The sequence below is a fragment of the Bacillus sp. B25(2016b) genome (assembly GCF_001679765.1).
In the GTDB taxonomy this organism is placed as follows: Bacteria; Bacillota; Bacilli; order Bacillales; family Bacillaceae_G; genus Bacillus_A; species Bacillus_A thuringiensis_K.
The window spans coordinates 692304-711218 of record NZ_CP016285.1; the positions used below are offsets into that span (position 1 = coordinate 692304).

The following is an 18915-nucleotide window of genomic DNA, read 5'->3' on the forward strand; positions in this document are numbered from 1 at the left end:
CCTCGTTTTTTAAGCTTTTGGCATTGGCGTAGGTGTTGGTTTGCCATAACCTTCTTTGTATTTATTATCGATATAGTTACGAATTTCAAGCGTTGATTTTCCTTTTTGTTTCATGGAAGCAGATTCAACTGCGATTTCTAGGCAATTGACGCAAGTCGTTGCGTGGGAATCCCAAACAACTTCACCATTCTTTTTAATTTCACGAATAAAGCAGTTTTTATTATTTTTATGTCCTACACTTTCACCGCAACCACAATAGCATGGAATCCAATCTAATAGCTCTGCATTTTGTCCAGCGACGGTGTAGATATCTTTCATTTGTGGATCAAGCTTATCTAGGAAGGCCGGAAGTGTGTCGACTCCTTTTGTTTTCTCTTGAATGTCAGCTTGCTGAGTGTGCGATGCATGGTCATGTTCTTCTTTTTTTGATTCAGAAGATTTTTGGTCATTTGTACCAGTACTTCCGCATCCAGCAAGAATTAAACTTAGTACTGCAAGTAAAGAAAATACATACTTTTTCATTCGCTTGTCCCCTTTACAAATGTATTAATCAAATTGTATCAGAGATTACGGTGTATCAGTTGAAGATTTTTTTGACTGATTTTTGAAGCGCCATCTTAGCGAATGAAATAGAAATAAAATTGGGATATAAGCGTATACAATATATAAACCAGCTTGAGATAGTATGGTATTTAATGTGTTGATACTTTCACGGTTTGTGAAAAGCAGAGAAGCTGAAAATATGATGAAAATAAAAAACGGTAATGTAAATTTAAATGAAATATGAAAGGAGCGCTTCATCGTTTGACATGATGACCAAATAGTTAAGCAAAGGTTTGGTAAAATAATTAAAAACCAAACGAAAATAATAATATATTCAAAACGCTGAATAAAAGGAACTTTAATTATTTTTAACATCGTTAAAGTAGGCCAAATAGTACGGTTTAATTGTCCCTCGCTATAATACATAAAAGATACGATAGCTAAAATTACATAAATTAAGGTGCTAAAAGCAATTCCAGCATGGGCCCATCTTTTTAAGGATTTTCCTTTTTTAATAAATGGATAGAAGATTAAGATTGTCTCGAAACCAAGAAACTCTAACGCAGAGTGTTTTGCTGATATAAGCATGTCAAAAGGTGAATGTGTAAAAATAGGTAAAATATTGCGGAAATGTGCATATTTCATTGGATAAATTAAAAAGAATACAACGAAAATAGGTAGAACGACTCCCCAAAAACATATTCCGGTTACAGAGCGAAATCCACCCTTTATAATATAGCAAGTCACTAATAAAAACATAAAGGTTAGTTTCCATAACTTAATGGTAGGGAAAATCCAAACTTGTATTACTTCCATATATGTACGAAGAACAGTAAGGCAAAATAATAAGCAATAAAGAGTGAAAATTACAGAAAATATAGAGCCAATCCATTTTCCAAAGGTGGTTGTATGAATGCTAATTAAATCTCCGTCTTTTTCAAGCATTTTTAACATACAAAACAGTACAATATGAGTTGCAATCCCCGCAATAATAAGAGAAATCCAAGCATCATAACCTGCATTTTTCAAAATTACACGTTGATAGCCGAGAATTCCTATGCCGATTTGGAGAGAATGCAATAAAATAAATGCAAAATATGGAGAGACAGTTTTTGTCTTATTCATTGTATTCATTGCTCATTTCACCTCACTATTCCCCGATTCCAGATTGTACAATATTAAGATCTAAATTTATATCCACCGCTACGTTTTTATACATATTTCGAATTTGTTTTATATTCCATTTTCTCGTATGGCTTCTAATTTCATCTCGTATTCCTAAAGGGTCAATTTCCTTTTCTTGAAATTGTTTTATTAAATCTTCACAGTCTTTTTTAACATTTTGTTCAATTTGTTTTTTTATATAATTGATATTTGTTTTTTTTCTTAGATCAATCCAATTAGGAGAGTTTTTAATTAATCCATTTAATTTTAAATGAATTTTTACTTTTGGTATGTCGCCAGTTTGATCTATATCATACTTATTTTCTCCAGCTAAGTTTTGTATAACAACCATACCTTTATGCTTATCCTTTTTTATTACTGCTTCGTAACGTCCATTTTTCGTAGGATTAATAAGTAATTTTGCTAAAACAGAATGTCTTTTATCTGTATACATGACTACTTTATCGCCTTTTAAAAAGGCAAGTCCTTTGACAGCGATAGAATGATTATCGTCCATTTTAATATAAGGAACATAGGCATCACATACAGAAGAGTAATAATTATATAAAAAAATGTTTAATGTGGTTTGTGGGATGTTCTCATTTCTTATATTTTGCTCGAGTAAATCAGCGATATATAAAGACCCATTTTTTTTTCCGTAATTTAAAAGCTCTTCAGCCGATCCATCTACAATTGCTAGTTGTACATCACGCCCGATATTTGGGTCACGTTGTAAGTTAGTAATAATCTCTCCCATTCCGCGTTCTCCTAGAGCCTTTCCAAATAGGACAACACGCATTTGACCTACAACAACATTGTGAGGAGATTTCGCATTCAATCGTGAAGCAATTGTTTCAAGTGAACGGGCAGATGTTGTTTGAGTCTCTGGCTTAGACTTTACACCATGTGTGTACTCTGGGAATAGAATAGTTCCTTGGAATCTTTTGTTTTTTGTGATATCAAATCCAGCAATATGAATAATACGCTGTGCATCTACTATATACGTTTGTGTACAGCCAGTTTGTAAAACGAAGAAGATAATGATAAGGTGCAATAAAATTTTCTTCATTCATTCTCACCATCATGTTTTTGCTTCGATTTGTTTGGATTATAGCGCCATTTTGATTTTGGTCTCAGAAAAGAAGGTCTTTGAGCCGTTTGGCTAAATGGTAATCGAAGAAAACCTTCTGCTGTACCTAAACCACGAAATGGATATAAAGGTAATAAATAAGGTGATCCAAGTGATTTTAATTTAATTAAATGAGCTAAAATAAATACAAATCCGACAATAAGGCCTAATCCTCCGAATGCACCGGCTAAAAGAATAAGCGGAAAGCGTAATAAACGGATAGTAGAAGACATCTTTACAGTCGGTGTTGTGAAAGATGCAAGTGCGGATAAAGCAACTGCAATTAATAAAATTGTACTTGTTAAAGCTGCTTCAACAGATGCTTGTCCAATTACAATCCCCCCAACAATCCCAATCGTTTGTCCGACTTTCGTTGGTAAACGTGCTCCTGCTTCACGAAGCAATTCAATTGTAATTTCTAAAAAGAGTGCTTCTAGAATAGGAGGGAAAGGTACGTTAGCTCTCGAGAAAATAATAGGACCTAGTAAATCAGCAGGAATCATTTGATAATGATATGTTAAAGCCGCTGTATAAATAGCGGAGGAAAAAAGAGAAAATATAGCTCCGAAAAAACGAATAACACGAAAAAAAGATCCAATCATCCACGGTAAATAATAATCTTCTGGTGAAATGAAAAAATCCAGTAACGTTGTTGGTCCTGATAAAGCATATGGAGAGCCATCTGTTAAAATTAAAACTTCTCCGTTAATTAATGCAAATACAGCTCGATCTAATCGTTCTGTAGGTAATAGAACGGGAAAAGGTGAATTGCTATTATCACTAATAAATTGCTCAATCATAGTTGCATCAAATGGGACATCAAAATCAATGTCTTCTAGCCGTTGTATTGCGGTGTTGATAAATTGTTCATTTGTAATTCCTTCTATATAAGCAACTGCTACTTTCGTTTTTGATATAGATCCGACGGTAACTTCTTTAAAAATGAGTTGCTCCGTTACGATATTTCGGCGCAATAAGTGGATATTTGTATCAAGGTTTTCAACGAAACCGATTTTAGGCCCGATTACACTATACTCATTTTCTGTATCGTTATATAATCGTTTTCCTAAAACAGTACTTTCGGCACGAATTAAAGCATATTGATCAGGATTCGCATTGTTTTTTAAGCGTATTAAAATATATCCACCTAATAATTTTTCACGAATATCATCAATAGAAGGGGAGGTAATAATGTCTTCAATAGAGATGATATTACATAAATCAGAGATGTTTTGGATTTGTTCCGATTCCTTTTTTATAGGAGTTAAAATGAATTGTTTAATAATAAGTGCTTCCACGACAGATTTATAATAAAACAAGCACAACGTTTCATCTTTAAGTATGTTATAAGAGACAAAATCGCTTGATTCTTTCATGGTTTGTATAAATTCTGGAATAGAACAAAGTGTTTTTGTATTAGTCTTTTTTGATTTCTTAGATGATAAACCGAACATTTTCTCACCCCTAACTTACATCATTTACTTGTGTTAGTTTTTGGGAAAGACGGGAATTTATACTTAAAAATTGAAAGTTCATAAAGAAAAGGAAGAGTAGTGAATGTCTCTTCCTTTTTAGCTGTTTAATTTGTTTTTTGTTCTTTAATAGACTTCACTAATTTCATCATTTCCGCTCGTATATCTTCTCTTTTTACATTTAATTTTTCGGCAATTTGTTTCATGTCCATTCCATCTTTTTTCATCTTTAACACATCATCAAGAGGGGTATTGCTTTTTTGAGAGATGATTGTTAACACAGTAAGATGACGCAATTTGATGTTATATTCTTTCATTTTTTGCTTTAGCTGATCCGGTGTGGATTTTTGCATAGTTGCTAACTGTTGTAGCAGCGCTTGCTTTGTTTCTTTATTTATATGATGCTTTTTCAGCTTACTTGGATCTACACCGAAATGCTCGGCTGTTTTCTCCCAAGATTTATTTTGCTTATAGTAAGCTAAAACATCTTTAATTTCTTTTTTACTCATTCTTGCAATGTGAGCAGCTTTCCAAATTTCATGTTTGTTATAGCCGAGTTTTTCGAGCGACTGCATTTCTTCTTCTGAAATTGGTTTATGTTGATGGAATGTTACTTCTTTTGGCGTGGCAGCGGAAGCGGGGAAAGTAGATATCCCACATAATAATGCTGTCATAGTCATGCTTAATGCAATTTTTTTGTACATATAAATTCCTCCTAGATGGATAATGTGGAAAACTGTACATATATCATTTCCATAAAATGTGAAATACTTGTGAACAAGTTAAGTTTTTTTATTCACAGTATGGAATGACGTTTTTAGAAGTTTTCCAACATAAAACATTGATTAATAGTAAAAAACTAAGGTATAATCGAAATTGAAAATCAATATCAATACTAACGATAAACTTATACATATAGATAAAAATAAGGGAGAGAAAAATATGACTACATATACTTCCATCGCAAATGTGATTAAAGAAAGACGCTCTGTTCGTACATTTACAGACAAAGCAGTAGAAAAAGATTTATTAATTGAACTATTAAACGATGCAACATGGGCACCTAATCATAAGCACCGTGAACCATGGAATTGTAAACTATACATCGGAGAAGGCCGCAAGAAATTAGTAGATGCAGTATTAAACTCTTTCACAGAAGAAGAAAGAGCGAAACGCGGTAAAATTTTATCAGATCGTTTCTTAAGCACACCTGCACAAATCGTTGTGTATATAAATGAAGATCCACGTCAAATTCAGCGTGATGAAGATTACGCTGCAACATGTGCATTTATGCAAAATTTCCAACTTCTTGCTTGGGAACGCGGATTAGGATGTGTTTGGAAATCAGGCGGATTAAACTATAATCCATTATTTATAGAAGGAATCGGTTTAACAAGAGGCCAACGTATCGTTGGAATTCTTCATATCGGTTATTTTGATAAAGCGCCTGAAGGAAAAGCGCGTACTCCGATTACGGAGAAGATGGAGATTATTGAAGGTTAATAGATGAGACATTCTCGTTTTTGCGGGGGTGTCTTTTTATTATGCAATCAATCCTCATGAAAGCTTGTTCTCCATCATACACTTTCTTAAGGGAAAGTGTAAGGAGGGAAAATAATGAGAGCAAGTGACGATAAAGCACTGCAATATGCGATTGCGGAAATTACGGAAATTGCGACTGGATTTGGGCTTGATTTTTATCCGATGCGTTATGAAATATGTCCAGCGGAAATTATTTATACATTTGGTGCATATGGGATGCCAACAAGGTTTTCACATTGGAGTTTTGGAAAACAATTTTTCAGAATGAAATTACAATACGATTTAGGACTTAGTAAAATATACGAACTCGTTATTAACTCTGATCCATGTTACGCCTTTTTATTAGATACGAACTCGTTAATTCAAAACAAATTAATTGTAGCGCACGTTTTAGCACACTGTGATTTCTTCAAAAATAATATTCGTTTTTCAAATACGAAGCGGGATATGGTAGAAAGTATGTCGGCGACAGCTGAACGGGTGAAAGCATATGAGCATAAGTACGGAAAAGAAGAGGTAGAAACATTTTTAGATGCCGTACTTGCCATTCAAGAGCATATTGATCCCTCGCTTATGCGTCCGAAACTCACATGGAGTATCGATGATTTAGAAGAGGAAGAAATAGAAAAGAAAAAGGTGTCGCAATACGATGACTTATGGAATTTAGATAATCGCAATAAAAAACAGGAACGTTCCAATGTGCGTAAAAAGAAGAAAATCCCACCAAAGCCAGAGAAAGATTTACTTCTCTTTATTGAAGAATATAGCCGTGAGTTAGAAGATTGGCAGCGAGACATATTAACGATGATGCGTGAAGAAATGTTATATTTCTGGCCGCAGCTTGAAACAAAGATCATGAACGAAGGCTGGGCGTCCTTCTGGCATCAACGCATACTTCGCGAAATGGACTTAACATCTGATGAAGCCATCGAATTTGCGAAATTAAATGCAGGTGTTGTACAGCCATCAAAAACGAGCATTAATCCATACTACCTCGGTATTAAAATGTTTGAAGATATTGAAGAACGCTACAACAACCCGACAGAAGAAATGAAACGAAGAGGCGTCAAACCAGGATCTGGTCGTGACAAAATCTTTGAAGTGCGCGAAATCGAATGGGACGTATCGTTCTTAAGAAACTACTTAAATAAAGATCTCGTAATGAGAGAAGATATGTACTTATTCCAGCGCCAAGGAAAAGAATATAAAGTAATAGATAAAGAGTGGGAACATGTACGTGATCAGCTCGTAAATATGCGTACAAATGGCGGCTTCCCGTACTTAGTAGTAGAAGATGGAGACTACTTAAAGAACGGGGAATTATACATTAAACATAGTTACGAAGGAATCGAGCTTGATTTAAAATACTTAGAAAAGGTATTACCATACCTTCATCAGCTGTGGGGAAGAACAGTGCATATGGAGTCGATTGTGGAGAGTAAGGGCGTTGTGTTTTCTTATGATGGGAAGATGGTGCATCGGAAGTATGTGTGATGGAAAGAACGGACATAGGATACTGTGTCCGTTCTGTTTATTTGTTTCAAATTTGTGAAAGAAAGCCATATATATTGAAATTAGTTTTTTTATATTCTATTATATACCCATACAGGTATAGGTTATTTGTGATGTGTTAGAAAATTAAATAATCAATAAGATGGAGGTTTGAAATATGTTCAGAAAAATAGTTGTAGTAGGCGGAGTTGCAGGCGGGGCATCAGTAGCTGCAAGGCTTCGTCGTTTAAGTGAGGAAGATGAAATTATTATGGTTGAGCGCGGTGAATACATTTCATTTGCAAACTGTGGATTGCCATATTATATTGGCGGTGTCATTACAGAAAGACAAAAGTTATTAGTACAAACTGTTGAAAGGATGTCAAAGCGTTTTAATTTAGATATACGTGTATTGAGTGAAGTGGTAAAGGTTAATAAAGAAGAGAAAACAATTACGATAAAGAATGTAACTACAAATGAAACATATAACGAGGAATATGATGTTTTGATTCTTTCACCAGGGGCGAAACCAATTGTTCCACCTATTCCGGGCATTGAAGAAGCGAAGGCGTTGTTTACGTTACGAAATGTACCTGATACAGATCGTATAAAAGCGTATATTGATGAGAAGAAACCACGTCATGCGACGGTTATTGGTGGAGGATTTATTGGAGTGGAAATGGTTGAGAATTTAAGAGAACGCGGGATTGAGGTTACTCTTGTAGAGATGGCAAATCAAGTGATGCCACCAATTGATTACGAAATGGCGGCATATGTACATGAGCATATGAAGGTGCACAATGTTGAGCTTGTTTTTGAAGATGGTGTAGATGCGTTAGAGGAGAATGGGACTGTTGTACGTTTAAAAAGTGGCTCAGTTATAAAAACAGATATGATTATTTTAGCAATTGGTGTACAACCAGAGAGTAGTTTAGCGAAAGATGCAGGATTAGCATTAGGAGTTAGAGGAACGATAAAGGTAAATGAGAAATTTCAAACATCTGACCCATATGTATATGCAATTGGTGATGCGATTGAAGTGAAAGATTTTGTTATAGAAACAGAAACGATGATTCCTTTAGCTTGGCCAGCTAATCGTCAAGGTCGCATGTTAGCAGATATTATTCATGGTCATACAGATTCTTTATATAAAGGTACGATGGGAACTTCTGTGGCTAAAGTTTTTGATTTAACAGTTGCTTCGACTGGAGTAAATGAGAAAATATTAAAACGATTAAATATACCCTATGAGGTAGTACATGTACAGGCAAATTCTCATGCAGGATACTATCCAAATGCTACGCCAGTGCTAATAAAATTAATTTTTAATAAAGATAGCGGAAAAATTTACGGAGCACAGGCTTTAGGACGTGACGGGGTAGATAAGCGTATAGATGTTATCGCGACGGCAATGAAGGCAAACTTAACAGTAATCGATTTACCGGATTTAGAATTATCATATGCCCCGCCGTATTCTTCTGCAAAAGATCCAGTAAACATGGTGGGGTATGCTGCAAGTAATATAGTAGATGGTTTTGTGGACACAGTGCAATGGCATGAAATAGATCACATTGTTGAAAATGGTGGGTACCTTATTGATGTTCGAGAGCCTAATGAACTAAAACAGGGAATGATTAAAGGCACTATTAATATTCCATTAGATGAATTACGTGATCGATTGGATGAAGTGCCAATGGACAAAGAAATATATATCACTTGTCAACTTGGTATGAGAGGGTATGTTGCAGCGCGTATGTTAATGGAAAAAGGATATAAGGTAAAGAATGTAGATGGTGGTTTTAAATTGTATGGGACAGTATTGCCAGAACGTGTTGTATATTGATATTTTTCATTTTCTACTTCAAGATTTAGTGGAAGATGAAAACCTATAGATTAAGGTTTTACTTTTTGTTTTGTGAACATATAAGGTGAAAATTAAAAATAGGGTTTACAAAATACCCTATAGGGTATAATATATTGTCATAGGTTATGAATAGTGACATAATGGTAATGAGGTGATTATACAATGGAATATAATCAAGACATGAAAAATAGATTAAAACGTATTGAAGGGCAAGTTCGCGGTGTGCTTCGTATGATGGAAGAAGGAAAAGATTGCCGAGAGGTTATTACACAGTTAACGGCATCTCGTTCTGCACTTGATCGTACAATTGGACTTGTTGTTGGGACAAATTTAGAGCAATGTTTGCGTGAGCAGTTTGAAAGCGGTAATGGTTCAAATGAAGAATTAATTAAAGAAGCTGTTCAATTACTTGTAAAAAGCCGATAATCTGTCAAACATAATTGTTGACAGATTTTCAAAAACACTTTAATATACCCGTACGGGTATATGTATGTAAATTATGGAGGAATCGACTATGAGTATAAAAGTGGATATGAATCTAGATTGTAAAGGTTTGGCTTGTCCGACGCCGATTGTAAAGACGAAGAAGGCGATGGAAGGATTGACGTCAGGGCAAGTGATTGAGGTTCAGGCAACAGATAAAGGGTCTATTGTGGATATACAAAGTTGGGCGAGTAAAGTAGGTCATCAATATATCGGGACGAAACATGAAGGTGATGTATTGATGCATTACGTTAGAAAAGCAAATGAGCATGAAATGAATGAAATAGTGAAATATCCTCATACAATTACGAATTCGGAAGTGGAAGAGATAGTATTAAGTGGTGAAGAGTGTATTGTAGTAGATGTTCGTGAAGCGGCGGAATTCGCTTTTGGTCATATTCCATCGGCTGTTTCCATACCGTTAGGAGAATTAGACGGTGCAGTGTTAGATCAAACGAAGCAAATTTATGTTGTTTGCCGAACTGGCAACCGTAGTGATGTAGCTTGCCACATGTTGAAAGAGAAAGGTTATGCAAATGTGAAAAATGTCATTCCAGGCATGTTAGAGTGGCAAGGGAATGTGGAAAAATAAAGTGAAACTTTAATCAGTGGGGTCTTACTGCCCATTAAAGCGGGATAAAATTTTTTAAACAAAAACATACCTATGGGGGTAATTAGATGAGTGTTAAAGCATTACAAGCAAAAGATGTTGCAGAGAAAGTTTTATTCGGGGAGTTGTTTATTTTAGATGTTCGTAATGAGACGGATTATGAAGATTGGAAAATTGAAGGAAAAGAAGTTACTTCAATAAATGTACCGTACTTTGATTTATTAGAGGGGGTAGATCATATTATCGGTGAACTACCTAAAGATAAAGATGTTTTAGTAGTATGTGCAAAAGAAGGGTCTTCTATATTTGTGGCAGAGCAATTAACAGAGGCTGGATTAGAAAATATTTATTATTTAGCTGGTGGCATGAAGGCTTGGAGTGAATATGTAAAGCCTATAAAAGTGGGAGATTTAAAAAATGGTGGAAGTATGTATCAGTTTAACCGCCTTGGAAAAGGCTGTTTATCTTATATGGTCGTTTCAAATGGTGAAGCAGCAGTTATTGATGCAGTAAGAACAGCCGAGGCATATGAAGAATTTGCGAAAGAGCATGGCGTTACGATTACGACTGTAATGGATACACATTTACATGCAGACCATATTTCCGGAGGACGTAAGTTAGCGGAAAAGGTAGGTGGTACGTATTGGTTACCACCAAAAGATGCAGAGGAAGTTGTTTTCTCATACGAACCGCTTGTTGAAGGATCTGTTATTACGGTGGGGGGTACTAAAATTGTAATTGACGCATTATACTCACCAGGGCATACGATTGGAAGTACGTCATTCATTGTAGATGATTCTTATTTATTATCAGGCGATATTTTATTTGTAGATTCAATTGGGCGTCCTGATCTTGCTGGTAAGGCTGAAGATTGGGTGAGTGATTTACGTAATACTTTGTATAGCCGATATAAAGAGCTATCTCAAAATTTAGTTGTGTTACCGGCTCATTATTCAAAAATAAGTGAAATGAACGAAAGTGGTATTGTTAGTGCAAAATTAAAAGATTTATTTGAGCATAATGCAGGATTAAATATTGAGGATGAGGGGGAGTTCCGTAAAGTTGTAACAGAAAACTTACCACCTCAGCCAAATGCATATGAAGAAATTCGTCAAACCAATATGGGTAAAATTCACCCAAGTGTGGATAAAGAGCGTGAAATGGAGATTGGTCCAAATCGTTGTGCAGTGCATGAATAATGAAATAAATAAAAAATGGAGGAATTGATGATGAATATAAAACAAGTGTTAGATGCGAAAGGTTTAGCATGTCCAATGCCGATTGTAAGAACGAAGAAAGCGATGGATACTTTACAAACTGGAGAAGTGTTAGAAATACAGGTAACGGATAAAGGATCAGTGAAAGATATTCCAGCGTGGGCAAATAAATGTGGCCATGACATCGTAAAGCTTGAAGAAGAAGGCGATGTGCTGAAGTTTTGGATTATGAAGGCGTAGTGAAGCAATAGTTTTGTAAATATAGAGAGGTTGGTTATATGAACACAATATTAAGTACACTTTTCATTGTACTTGCTGCATGGTTTGTTATTTCACGATTTTTACCAGTGAAAGGTGTTCAAAATATAAATGGCAAAGAATTGAAAAGTATAGTGGGGAAAAAGGGGAAGTATTTTATTGATGTCCGTACAGTAGGTGAATATAGAGGGAATCATATGAAAGGCTTTCAAAATATCCCCCTAAATGATCTGGCAAGTAAGGCGAATCAATTAGATAAGAATAAGGAAGTAATCGTTATTTGCCAAAGTGGAATGAGAAGTAAGCAAGCAGCAAAGATATTGAAAAAACTAGGGTTTCAGCAAGTAATAAACGTTTCAGGTGGTATGAATAGTTTGTGAGGAGGGACTTTAAAATGAAAGAAATGACTACAAAAGAATTAGAAGAAAAATTGTTGTGTAAAGAAGTGGTAAATATTGTGGACGTACGTGAAGTAGAAGAAGTAGCTGAAGGGAAAATTCCAGAAGCATGTAATATTCCACTAGGACTATTAGAGTTTCGTATGCATGAATTAAATAAAAATCAGGAATATATTATCGTTTGTCGTTCAGGCGGGAGAAGTGCAAGAGCTGTTCAATTTTTAGAAAGTTACGGTTTTCGAGTAATCAATATGGTAGGCGGTATGTTAGCTTGGGAAGGAAAAGTAGAATAGGGAGAAACAATTTTTTATAAATAAAAAAATACCCCTATAGGTAATTGAAGGGAGAACAATATGGAACAACAGAAGAAAACGACAATCGTGTTATTTAGCGGAGATTACGATAAAGCAATGGCTGCTTATATTATTGCAAATGGTGCAGCGGCGTATGATCAAGAGGTAACTATTTTTCATACTTTCTGGGGATTAAATGCTTTAAGGAAAGATGAACATGTGAATGTAAAGAAAACATTTATAGAAAAAGTATTTGGAAAAATGATGCCACGCGGTGCTGATAAGATGGGGTTATCTAAAATGAATTTTGCTGGTATGGGACCAAAGATGATTAAAGGCATTATGAAAAAACATAATGCAATGCCTTTGCCAGATTTAATTGATTTGGCAAAGGAACAGGGGATTAAACTTGTAGCTTGTCAAATGACAGTAGATTTATTAGGGTTAAAAGAGGAAGAGATTATGGAAGGGGTAGAGTTTGCAGGTGTAGGGGCATATTTAGCAGATGCTTCGGATGGGAATGTGAACTTATTCATTTAAATCACCTTCTTTTTAGAAGGAGGGGGATGTAAGGTGAGTTTAGTATTATTACTTTTTATAATTGGGTTTATAGGATCGTTTATATCAGGAATGGTTGGAATTGGCGGTGCAATTATTAACTATCCAATGATTTTATACATTCCAGTACTGTTAGGATTTACTGGCTATACGTCTCATGAAGTGAGCGGTATTACAGCGGTACAAGTATTCTTTGCAACTTTTGCAGGTGCGTGGGCATATCGGAAAAGTACTGATATGAATAAAACGTTAGTTGTGTATATGGGAGCTAGTATATTAATAGGAAGTTTTATAGGAAGTTTTAGTGCAAATCTATTAGATGAACATGCTGTAAATGTTGTTTATACAGTATTAGCGACCATTGCAGCTATGATGATGTTTGTACCGAAGAAAAATAATAGCGGAGCAATTAATTATAATAAATGGTTAGCAAGTGTGTTAGCGTTTATTGTAGGAGGTGTTTCGGGCATTATTGGAGCTGGCGGTGCATTTCTTTTAGTTCCTATTATGCTAGTTATTTTAAAATTACCATTGCGCATGACGATAGCAACATCTATCGCTATTACGTTTATTTCTTCAGTAGGGATTACGACTGGAAAAATGATTACTGGACAAGTAGTTGTGATTCCAGCTCTAATTATTGCGGTTGCAAGTATATTTGCTGCGCCACTTGGAGCACGAGTCGGGAAGAGGATAAATCAAAAAGCACTACAATATATGTTATCGATTTTAATTGTAGGCACCGCTGTTAAAATGTGGGTCGATATGCTATCAAAATAAAAGGATGGTGCTGCTTACAGCCCATCCTTTTATTTATTACCCGTAAACCCCACGGATTATAGTTTTAATTTATGCCCAAATAACTTTCATTAAGTTTTTATACTCGTCATTTGCTAATTTATATAGCATTCTTGTATGTTCAAAGACAAGTGCTGGATTAAAATTTGGTTCTGAGAATGCAAGAGATGTTGAAATATCAATTGCATTTTGCTTGTTTAATGTGAATTTTGCAAAGCGATAAGATGTATTTAATTCATTGATGACATGTAAAATATCATTTGTTGATGTTGCATCAGGCACGTGAGCAACATTGAAGCAGTATATATCCACCGTAGGATGTTCGTTTTGGAAAGCAGCGATAAGTTGAATTTTTGCGCCAGCTTCAGTCTCTAATCCTACTGAAAAATGAACAGAGCCATCATTTTCATCTATATTTTCTTCCATGTATATATCGTTGGATTTTAAGTAGTCTTTAAAATCTGAGATGTTATGTTTTACTGCAGCTTTCATATGTATGAGCCCCCTGATAATTGGAATAGATTGCTACTATTTATTATAATTTAAAAATATTAAAAAAGATAGTTAGAAAGTTCTGATTTTTGTATTTGGAAGAATAAAAAGAAGCGGTTCTCTACCTCCATAGAGAACCGCTTCTATATTATTCATTGTCATTAGACGATGTTTCTGTACCTTCACTACTATTTTCATTTTTGCTTGATTTGTGCTCGTTCTTATTTTCAGACTTAGATTCTTTTGTCTTTTTCGAATCAGAGTCTGAGTCAGACTTTGTATATGCAGGTAGTCCAAGATGAGTACGAAGTTCATTTGTAACATTAGCTAATTCTTTTTTATCTGGATTGTAATAGTAAGTTCGACCACCACCAGCAGATTTGCTACAAGTATCGTCACCTTTTGCCATATAGCAATCATCACCTTGGATTTGTAATTTCTCAATTTCCGAATCCGATCCATATTTATAGAATGAAAGCATATCATCAAATGTTAAGTTTGTAACGAATTGTCCGTTAATATCATCAATGATGCTGCCAACTTTTGTTACAGAACCAACACTTGTTAGTTTCTTTAAAATAGCCTCGATAACGAGTTGTTGACGTTGTCCACGCATTGCATCACTATCGATGTGTCTTGTTCTAGCAAGAGCAAGAGCTTCTTCGCCATTTAACTTTTGAACACCTTTTTCTAGGTGAATTGCCTCAGCATTATCATTGCTATCTTGCTCAGTAAATTCAACTGGTACATCAACTTCAACACCGCCCAAGTCATCGACGATTTTTATAAATGATTTAAAGTTAAATTTCACAAAATAATCAACAGGAACATTCATTAATTTTTCAACTGCATCAATGCTTGCTTGTGGTCCACCATTTTTTCCATTTTTAGCAGAACCGAATGCATGAGCGTGTGTAATTTTATCTTTTTTCTTTTCTATTGGAATATAAGTATATGTGTCACGTGGGATACTTAATAGTTTAACAGTTTTGCTATCTTTATTAAATGTTGCAAGTAAAAGCGCGTCTGTTCTTATAGCTTCACCATATTCTTTTCCACGGACATCGCTTTCATCAACACCCATTATTAAAACAGAGACATTGTTTGTAATAGGTTTTACAGCCTTATCACGTAAATCAGATTTATCACCGCGTGCTAAATCGTGTGCGGCATTTCGAACAGCAGAAGATGCTTTATTTACTAAAAACCAAGTATAACCGCCGCCTATTAATAAAACGAATAGTATAGCGCTTATAATAATTTTTATTTTTTTCTTATTTTTTTTCGGTTTATTGCGTGTATTTTCTTGCAAAGATGGGTTTTGCTCCATTTCCTGTACTCCTTCATTTGGATTGAAATACGACACTCATATCCACTTATTATAATGAAATTTAGCGAAAAAAAACATTACAAATCATTTACATTTCGTAAAAATTCAATTTATTTATAAAAAGTCAGATTTTCTATATGTTATTTTTTAGATGTAGAATAAGTATAAGGGCTTTTAGTAGAAATGAAAATATATATTATGAGAAAGTGATAGGGAAGTAAGATTTGTTGAAATATAGCCAAGAAGAAATGAGTAAGCTTACTTATTTCTTCTATATAATAAAGAAGAATTTGACGGATAAAGGAGAGAGCATAATGAATCATACATCATTCCGAGCAATCATTGTGAACGAAAAGGAAAATCATCAGTTTGTAAGAAAAGTTGTTGAGAGAGAAGTAAGTAGTTTACCTGAGGGAGACGTATTCATACAAGTTCATTATTCTTCATTAAATTATAAAGATGCTCTTTCAGCTACTGGTAATAAAGGTGTTACGAGAACATATCCTCATACGCCAGGAATTGATGCAGCAGGAGTGGTTGTAAGTAGTAAAGATGCTACCATTAAGGCAGGAGATCAAGTCATTGTAACGGGATATGATTTAGGGATGAATACTTCTGGTGGTTTCGGAGAGTATATTCGCGTGCCATCATCTTGGATTGTCCCTTTACCAGAGGGAATGTCATTAAAGGAAAGTATGATGTACGGAACAGCAGGTTTTACAGCGGCTTTATCAGTATATAAGCTTATGAGAGCAGGTATAACCCCTAGTATGGGGGATGTTTTAGTAACGGGTGCTACAGGCGGCGTAGGGAGTGTAGCTGTAAGCATTTTAAGTAAGTTAGGGTTTAACGTAGTAGGAGCGACAGGGAAAATGGAAGAGGAAGATATGCTACTACGTCTAGGCGCGAAAAAAGTGATTCATCGCGCGGAATTGAATGATGAATCAGGAAGACCAATGTTAAAAGGGATATACGCGGGGGTTATCGATACTGTAGGTGGACGTATGTTAGAAACAGCTTTAAAAACAGTAAAGTATGGTGGTTGTGTAACGACATGCGGTAATGTGGCAGGTCAGCAATTACAAACAACGGTATATCCGTTTATTTTACGAGGCATAAGCCTTTTAGGGATAGATTCTGTGCAATGTCCAGCAGATGTGAGAAGTGATGTGTGGACGCTTTTAGCGAATGAATGGGGAAATAAAGAGTTACTATCTTATACAGAGGAATGTACATTAGAAGAACTAGAGAAGAAGTTTGCAATTATATTGCAAGGAAAGTTAAAAGGAAGAACAGTTGTTAAAATATAATGAAAAAAGAGACGCTTAAGTTAGCGTCTCTTTCTTATCATAATGATTGTTTTAAATTGATTTTACCTTGTTCACCTAAAACACCATCAGCAATATTTACAGCGTGATCACCAATGCGCTCTAAGTTACTTACCATATCAACGAAGATGATACTTGCATCACCTGAACAGCTACGTTCGTTCAGACGTAATACGTGACGTTTACGAAGAACACGTTCCATTTGATCGATTTTACGTTCTTTTGCAATAACAGTTTGAGCTAGTTCAGTATCGAAGTTTGTTAAAGCTTCAACTGAGTCTTGCAGTGTTGAAATAGTTAATTCTAGCATTTCGTTTAATTCAGCTAATGCTTCATCTGATAGTGAAACACGGTTTGAAATTTGGAAATCTACAAGTTCTACAAGGTTTTCTACATGATCACCCACACGTTCAATATCTCCAACAACACCTGCTAAAACGGAATGTTTTTCAGAATCCGTAGGTGAAAGTGGCTTTTCTGATAGTAAAACTAAATACTCGGTAATTTTTTTATCTAAATTGTTAATAGCTCCTTCTAATTGAGTAGCCATGTCAGCGTGTTTTTTATCTTGTGTGTTCAAAAATTGGTTTGCTTCTTTTAATCCATGTAATGAAAACTCAGCCATACGAATAATCTCTTTTTGTGCTTCTGTTAATGCGATAGCAGGAGATTGTTCAATAAAGATTGGATTTAAATGTTGCGGTTTGAAGTCAATAGCTGCATCTTCCCCGCGAATAATTTTTGTTACAATCCATGCTAATACTGCAATAAACGGAAATTGAATAATAGTATTCGTTACGTTAAACGTTCCATGTGCAAATGCAATTGTCATTTCTGGATTCAAGTTTAATGACGTTTGGAAGTATAGAATTAAATTTGTAAAAGGTATTAATAAAATTGTAAAGATGATTGTACCGACGATATTAAAGATAACGTGAACTAATGCTGCGCGTCTTGCAGCAATTGAAGTACCGATTGCTGCTAATACAGCTGTAATTGTTGTACCGATGTTATCACCAAACAATACAGGAAGGGCAGCTTGTAAATCGATTGCACCTTGACCGAATAGTTCTTGTAAAATACCGATTGTTGCACTTGAACTTTGTACAATTAAAGTAAAGACTGTACCAACAACAATACCTAAAATTGGATTATCACTCATGCTAACTGTTAATTCTTGGAATGATTCTAAAGAGCGAAGAGGTTTCATGCCTGTGCTCATTAATTCTAAACCGAAGAATAACATACCAAAACCGAATATAACTTGACCTAAAGAATGTACTTTTTTATTTTTAAAGAAGAATAGTAAGATTGCTCCAACTGCCATAATTGGAAGAGCATATTCTCCGATTTTAATTCCGATAATAAATGCAGTAACCGTCGTACCGATGTTTGCACCCATAATAACACCGATTGCTTGTCTTAATGTCATAAATCCGGCACTTACAAGTCCGACTGTTAAAGCGGTTGTTCCTGAACTGGATTGGATTAATACAGTAACTAACATACCAGCTAGTACACCCATTAGTGGGTTTGTTGTAAAGCGATCTAGAATATCGCGAAGACGATCTCCAGCTGCTTGTTGCAGTCCATCGCCCATGTATTTAATCCCGAATAAGAAAATACCTAATCCACCAATGAACTGGAAGATCATATCTTGAACATTATATTCCACGCATTCCACTCCTTAAATTTCATGTACGATGTAATTATTAACTGAACCTTGAGTTACTGTAAACGGTTTGCTAGTAAAATTTACACTAAATTTACAAAGAGAAGAAAAGTTTACAATCCCTTAAAGAAACAGCTGTATTTTATTGGTTTACATCTTATTTAAATCTTAATTTTGTAAAGAAATCACACTTTTTAGAATAATATTGTTCAGTCGAATATCAAGGAAAGCGTCTGCGAGTTCATCGTATATTTTTTGAGGAAAGTTAAAAAA

At 35.0% G+C, this 18915-nt stretch carries 20 protein-coding genes; 12 read left to right on the forward strand and 8 right to left on the reverse strand.

The annotated features are described in order from the left end of the window. Window positions 1-9 precede the first annotated feature (9 nt). The 5 genes from BAQ53_RS03625 to BAQ53_RS03645 form a co-directional block, all read right to left on the reverse strand. A complete protein-coding gene (locus BAQ53_RS03625) occupies window positions 10-522 on the reverse strand; it encodes a PCYCGC domain-containing protein (RefSeq protein ID WP_000761025.1) in 513 nt (170 codons plus the stop codon). Between the two features lie 45 nt (window positions 523-567). After that, window positions 568-1677 (reverse strand): GerAB/ArcD/ProY family transporter, encoded by a 1110-nt coding sequence (locus BAQ53_RS03630; protein ID WP_001095033.1) that lies wholly within the window; start codon window positions 1675-1677, stop codon window positions 568-570. Between the two features lie 16 nt (window positions 1678-1693). Beyond that, window positions 1694-2776 carry a Ger(x)C family spore germination protein gene (locus BAQ53_RS03635; RefSeq protein ID WP_208906484.1) on the reverse strand — a complete coding sequence of 361 codons (1083 nt, stop codon included), beginning with the start codon at window positions 2774-2776 and terminating at the stop codon, window positions 1694-1696. Next, window positions 2773-4290 carry a spore germination protein gene (locus BAQ53_RS03640; RefSeq protein WP_046946548.1) on the reverse strand — a complete coding sequence of 506 codons (1518 nt, stop codon included), beginning with the start codon at window positions 4288-4290 and terminating at the stop codon, window positions 2773-2775. The genes BAQ53_RS03635 and BAQ53_RS03640 overlap by 4 nt, the downstream gene beginning before the upstream one ends. A 125-nt stretch (window positions 4291-4415) precedes the next feature. After that, window positions 4416-5012 (reverse strand): hypothetical protein, encoded by a 597-nt coding sequence (locus BAQ53_RS03645; RefSeq protein WP_089149618.1) that lies wholly within the window; start codon window positions 5010-5012, stop codon window positions 4416-4418. A gap of 238 nt (window positions 5013-5250) precedes the next feature. On the opposite strand from BAQ53_RS03645, the gene BAQ53_RS03650 reads away from it, so the two are divergent. The 11 genes from BAQ53_RS03650 (at window position 5251) to BAQ53_RS03700 (ending at window position 13802) form a co-directional block, all read left to right on the forward strand. Next, window positions 5251-5811, forward strand: a complete 561-nt coding sequence (locus BAQ53_RS03650) for a nitroreductase family protein (RefSeq protein ID WP_000214819.1) — start codon at window positions 5251-5253, stop codon at window positions 5809-5811. A gap of 114 nt (window positions 5812-5925) precedes the next feature. Beyond that, a complete protein-coding gene (spoVR, locus tag BAQ53_RS03655; protein WP_001202720.1) occupies window positions 5926-7344 on the forward strand; it encodes a stage V sporulation protein SpoVR in 1419 nt (472 codons plus the stop codon). 175 nt (window positions 7345-7519) lie between these two features. Then, window positions 7520-9184, forward strand: a complete 1665-nt coding sequence (gene cdr / locus BAQ53_RS03660) for a CoA-disulfide reductase (protein WP_000488696.1) — start codon at window positions 7520-7522, stop codon at window positions 9182-9184. Window positions 9185-9367: 183 nt separating this feature from the next. Beyond that, window positions 9368-9631 (forward strand): metal-sensitive transcriptional regulator, encoded by a 264-nt coding sequence (locus tag BAQ53_RS03665; RefSeq protein ID WP_000456206.1) that lies wholly within the window; start codon window positions 9368-9370, stop codon window positions 9629-9631. 73 nt (window positions 9632-9704) lie between these two features. Continuing rightward, on the forward strand, window positions 9705-10280 hold the full coding sequence (locus BAQ53_RS03670; protein WP_208906485.1) for a sulfurtransferase TusA family protein: 576 nt from the start codon (window positions 9705-9707) through the stop codon (window positions 10278-10280). Between the two features lie 86 nt (window positions 10281-10366). After that, window positions 10367-11497 carry an MBL fold metallo-hydrolase gene (locus tag BAQ53_RS03675; RefSeq protein WP_074594499.1) on the forward strand — a complete coding sequence of 377 codons (1131 nt, stop codon included), beginning with the start codon at window positions 10367-10369 and terminating at the stop codon, window positions 11495-11497. Between the two features lie 27 nt (window positions 11498-11524). Further along, on the forward strand, window positions 11525-11755 hold the full coding sequence (locus BAQ53_RS03680; RefSeq protein ID WP_074594497.1) for a sulfurtransferase TusA family protein: 231 nt from the start codon (window positions 11525-11527) through the stop codon (window positions 11753-11755). A 38-nt stretch (window positions 11756-11793) separates the two neighbouring features. Further along, on the forward strand, window positions 11794-12153 hold the full coding sequence (locus tag BAQ53_RS03685) for a rhodanese-like domain-containing protein (protein ID WP_074594496.1): 360 nt from the start codon (window positions 11794-11796) through the stop codon (window positions 12151-12153). A 14-nt stretch (window positions 12154-12167) separates the two neighbouring features. Next, window positions 12168-12464, forward strand: a complete 297-nt coding sequence (locus BAQ53_RS03690; protein ID WP_074594494.1) for a rhodanese-like domain-containing protein — start codon at window positions 12168-12170, stop codon at window positions 12462-12464. Window positions 12465-12524: 60 nt separating this feature from the next. Beyond that, a complete protein-coding gene (locus tag BAQ53_RS03695; RefSeq protein WP_000437741.1) occupies window positions 12525-13004 on the forward strand; it encodes a DsrE/DsrF/DrsH-like family protein in 480 nt (159 codons plus the stop codon). 33 nt (window positions 13005-13037) lie between these two features. Continuing rightward, entirely contained in the window at window positions 13038-13802 is a 765-nt protein-coding gene (locus BAQ53_RS03700; RefSeq protein WP_000060623.1) for a sulfite exporter TauE/SafE family protein, read from the forward strand. 69 nt (window positions 13803-13871) lie between these two features. Here the strand turns inward: BAQ53_RS03700 and BAQ53_RS03705 are convergent, their stop codons facing one another. Both BAQ53_RS03705 and BAQ53_RS03710 read right to left on the reverse strand, forming a co-directional pair. Then, entirely contained in the window at window positions 13872-14312 is a 441-nt protein-coding gene (locus tag BAQ53_RS03705) for a hypothetical protein (protein WP_000642362.1), read from the reverse strand. A 148-nt stretch (window positions 14313-14460) separates the two neighbouring features. Next, window positions 14461-15642 carry an LCP family protein gene (locus tag BAQ53_RS03710; RefSeq protein ID WP_000437394.1) on the reverse strand — a complete coding sequence of 394 codons (1182 nt, stop codon included), beginning with the start codon at window positions 15640-15642 and terminating at the stop codon, window positions 14461-14463. Window positions 15643-15956: 314 nt separating this feature from the next. Here BAQ53_RS03710 and BAQ53_RS03715 point away from each other — a divergent pair, with 314 nt between their 5' ends. Then, the gene (locus tag BAQ53_RS03715) at window positions 15957-16952 is read left to right on the forward strand and encodes a YhdH/YhfP family quinone oxidoreductase (protein WP_208906486.1); all 996 of its coding nucleotides are present in this window, start codon (window positions 15957-15959) and stop codon (window positions 16950-16952) included. 37 nt (window positions 16953-16989) lie between these two features. Here the strand turns inward: BAQ53_RS03715 and BAQ53_RS03720 are convergent, their stop codons facing one another. Continuing rightward, window positions 16990-18645 (reverse strand): Na/Pi cotransporter family protein, encoded by a 1656-nt coding sequence (locus BAQ53_RS03720; protein ID WP_000456252.1) that lies wholly within the window; start codon window positions 18643-18645, stop codon window positions 16990-16992. Between the last annotated feature and the right edge of the window lie 270 nt (window positions 18646-18915).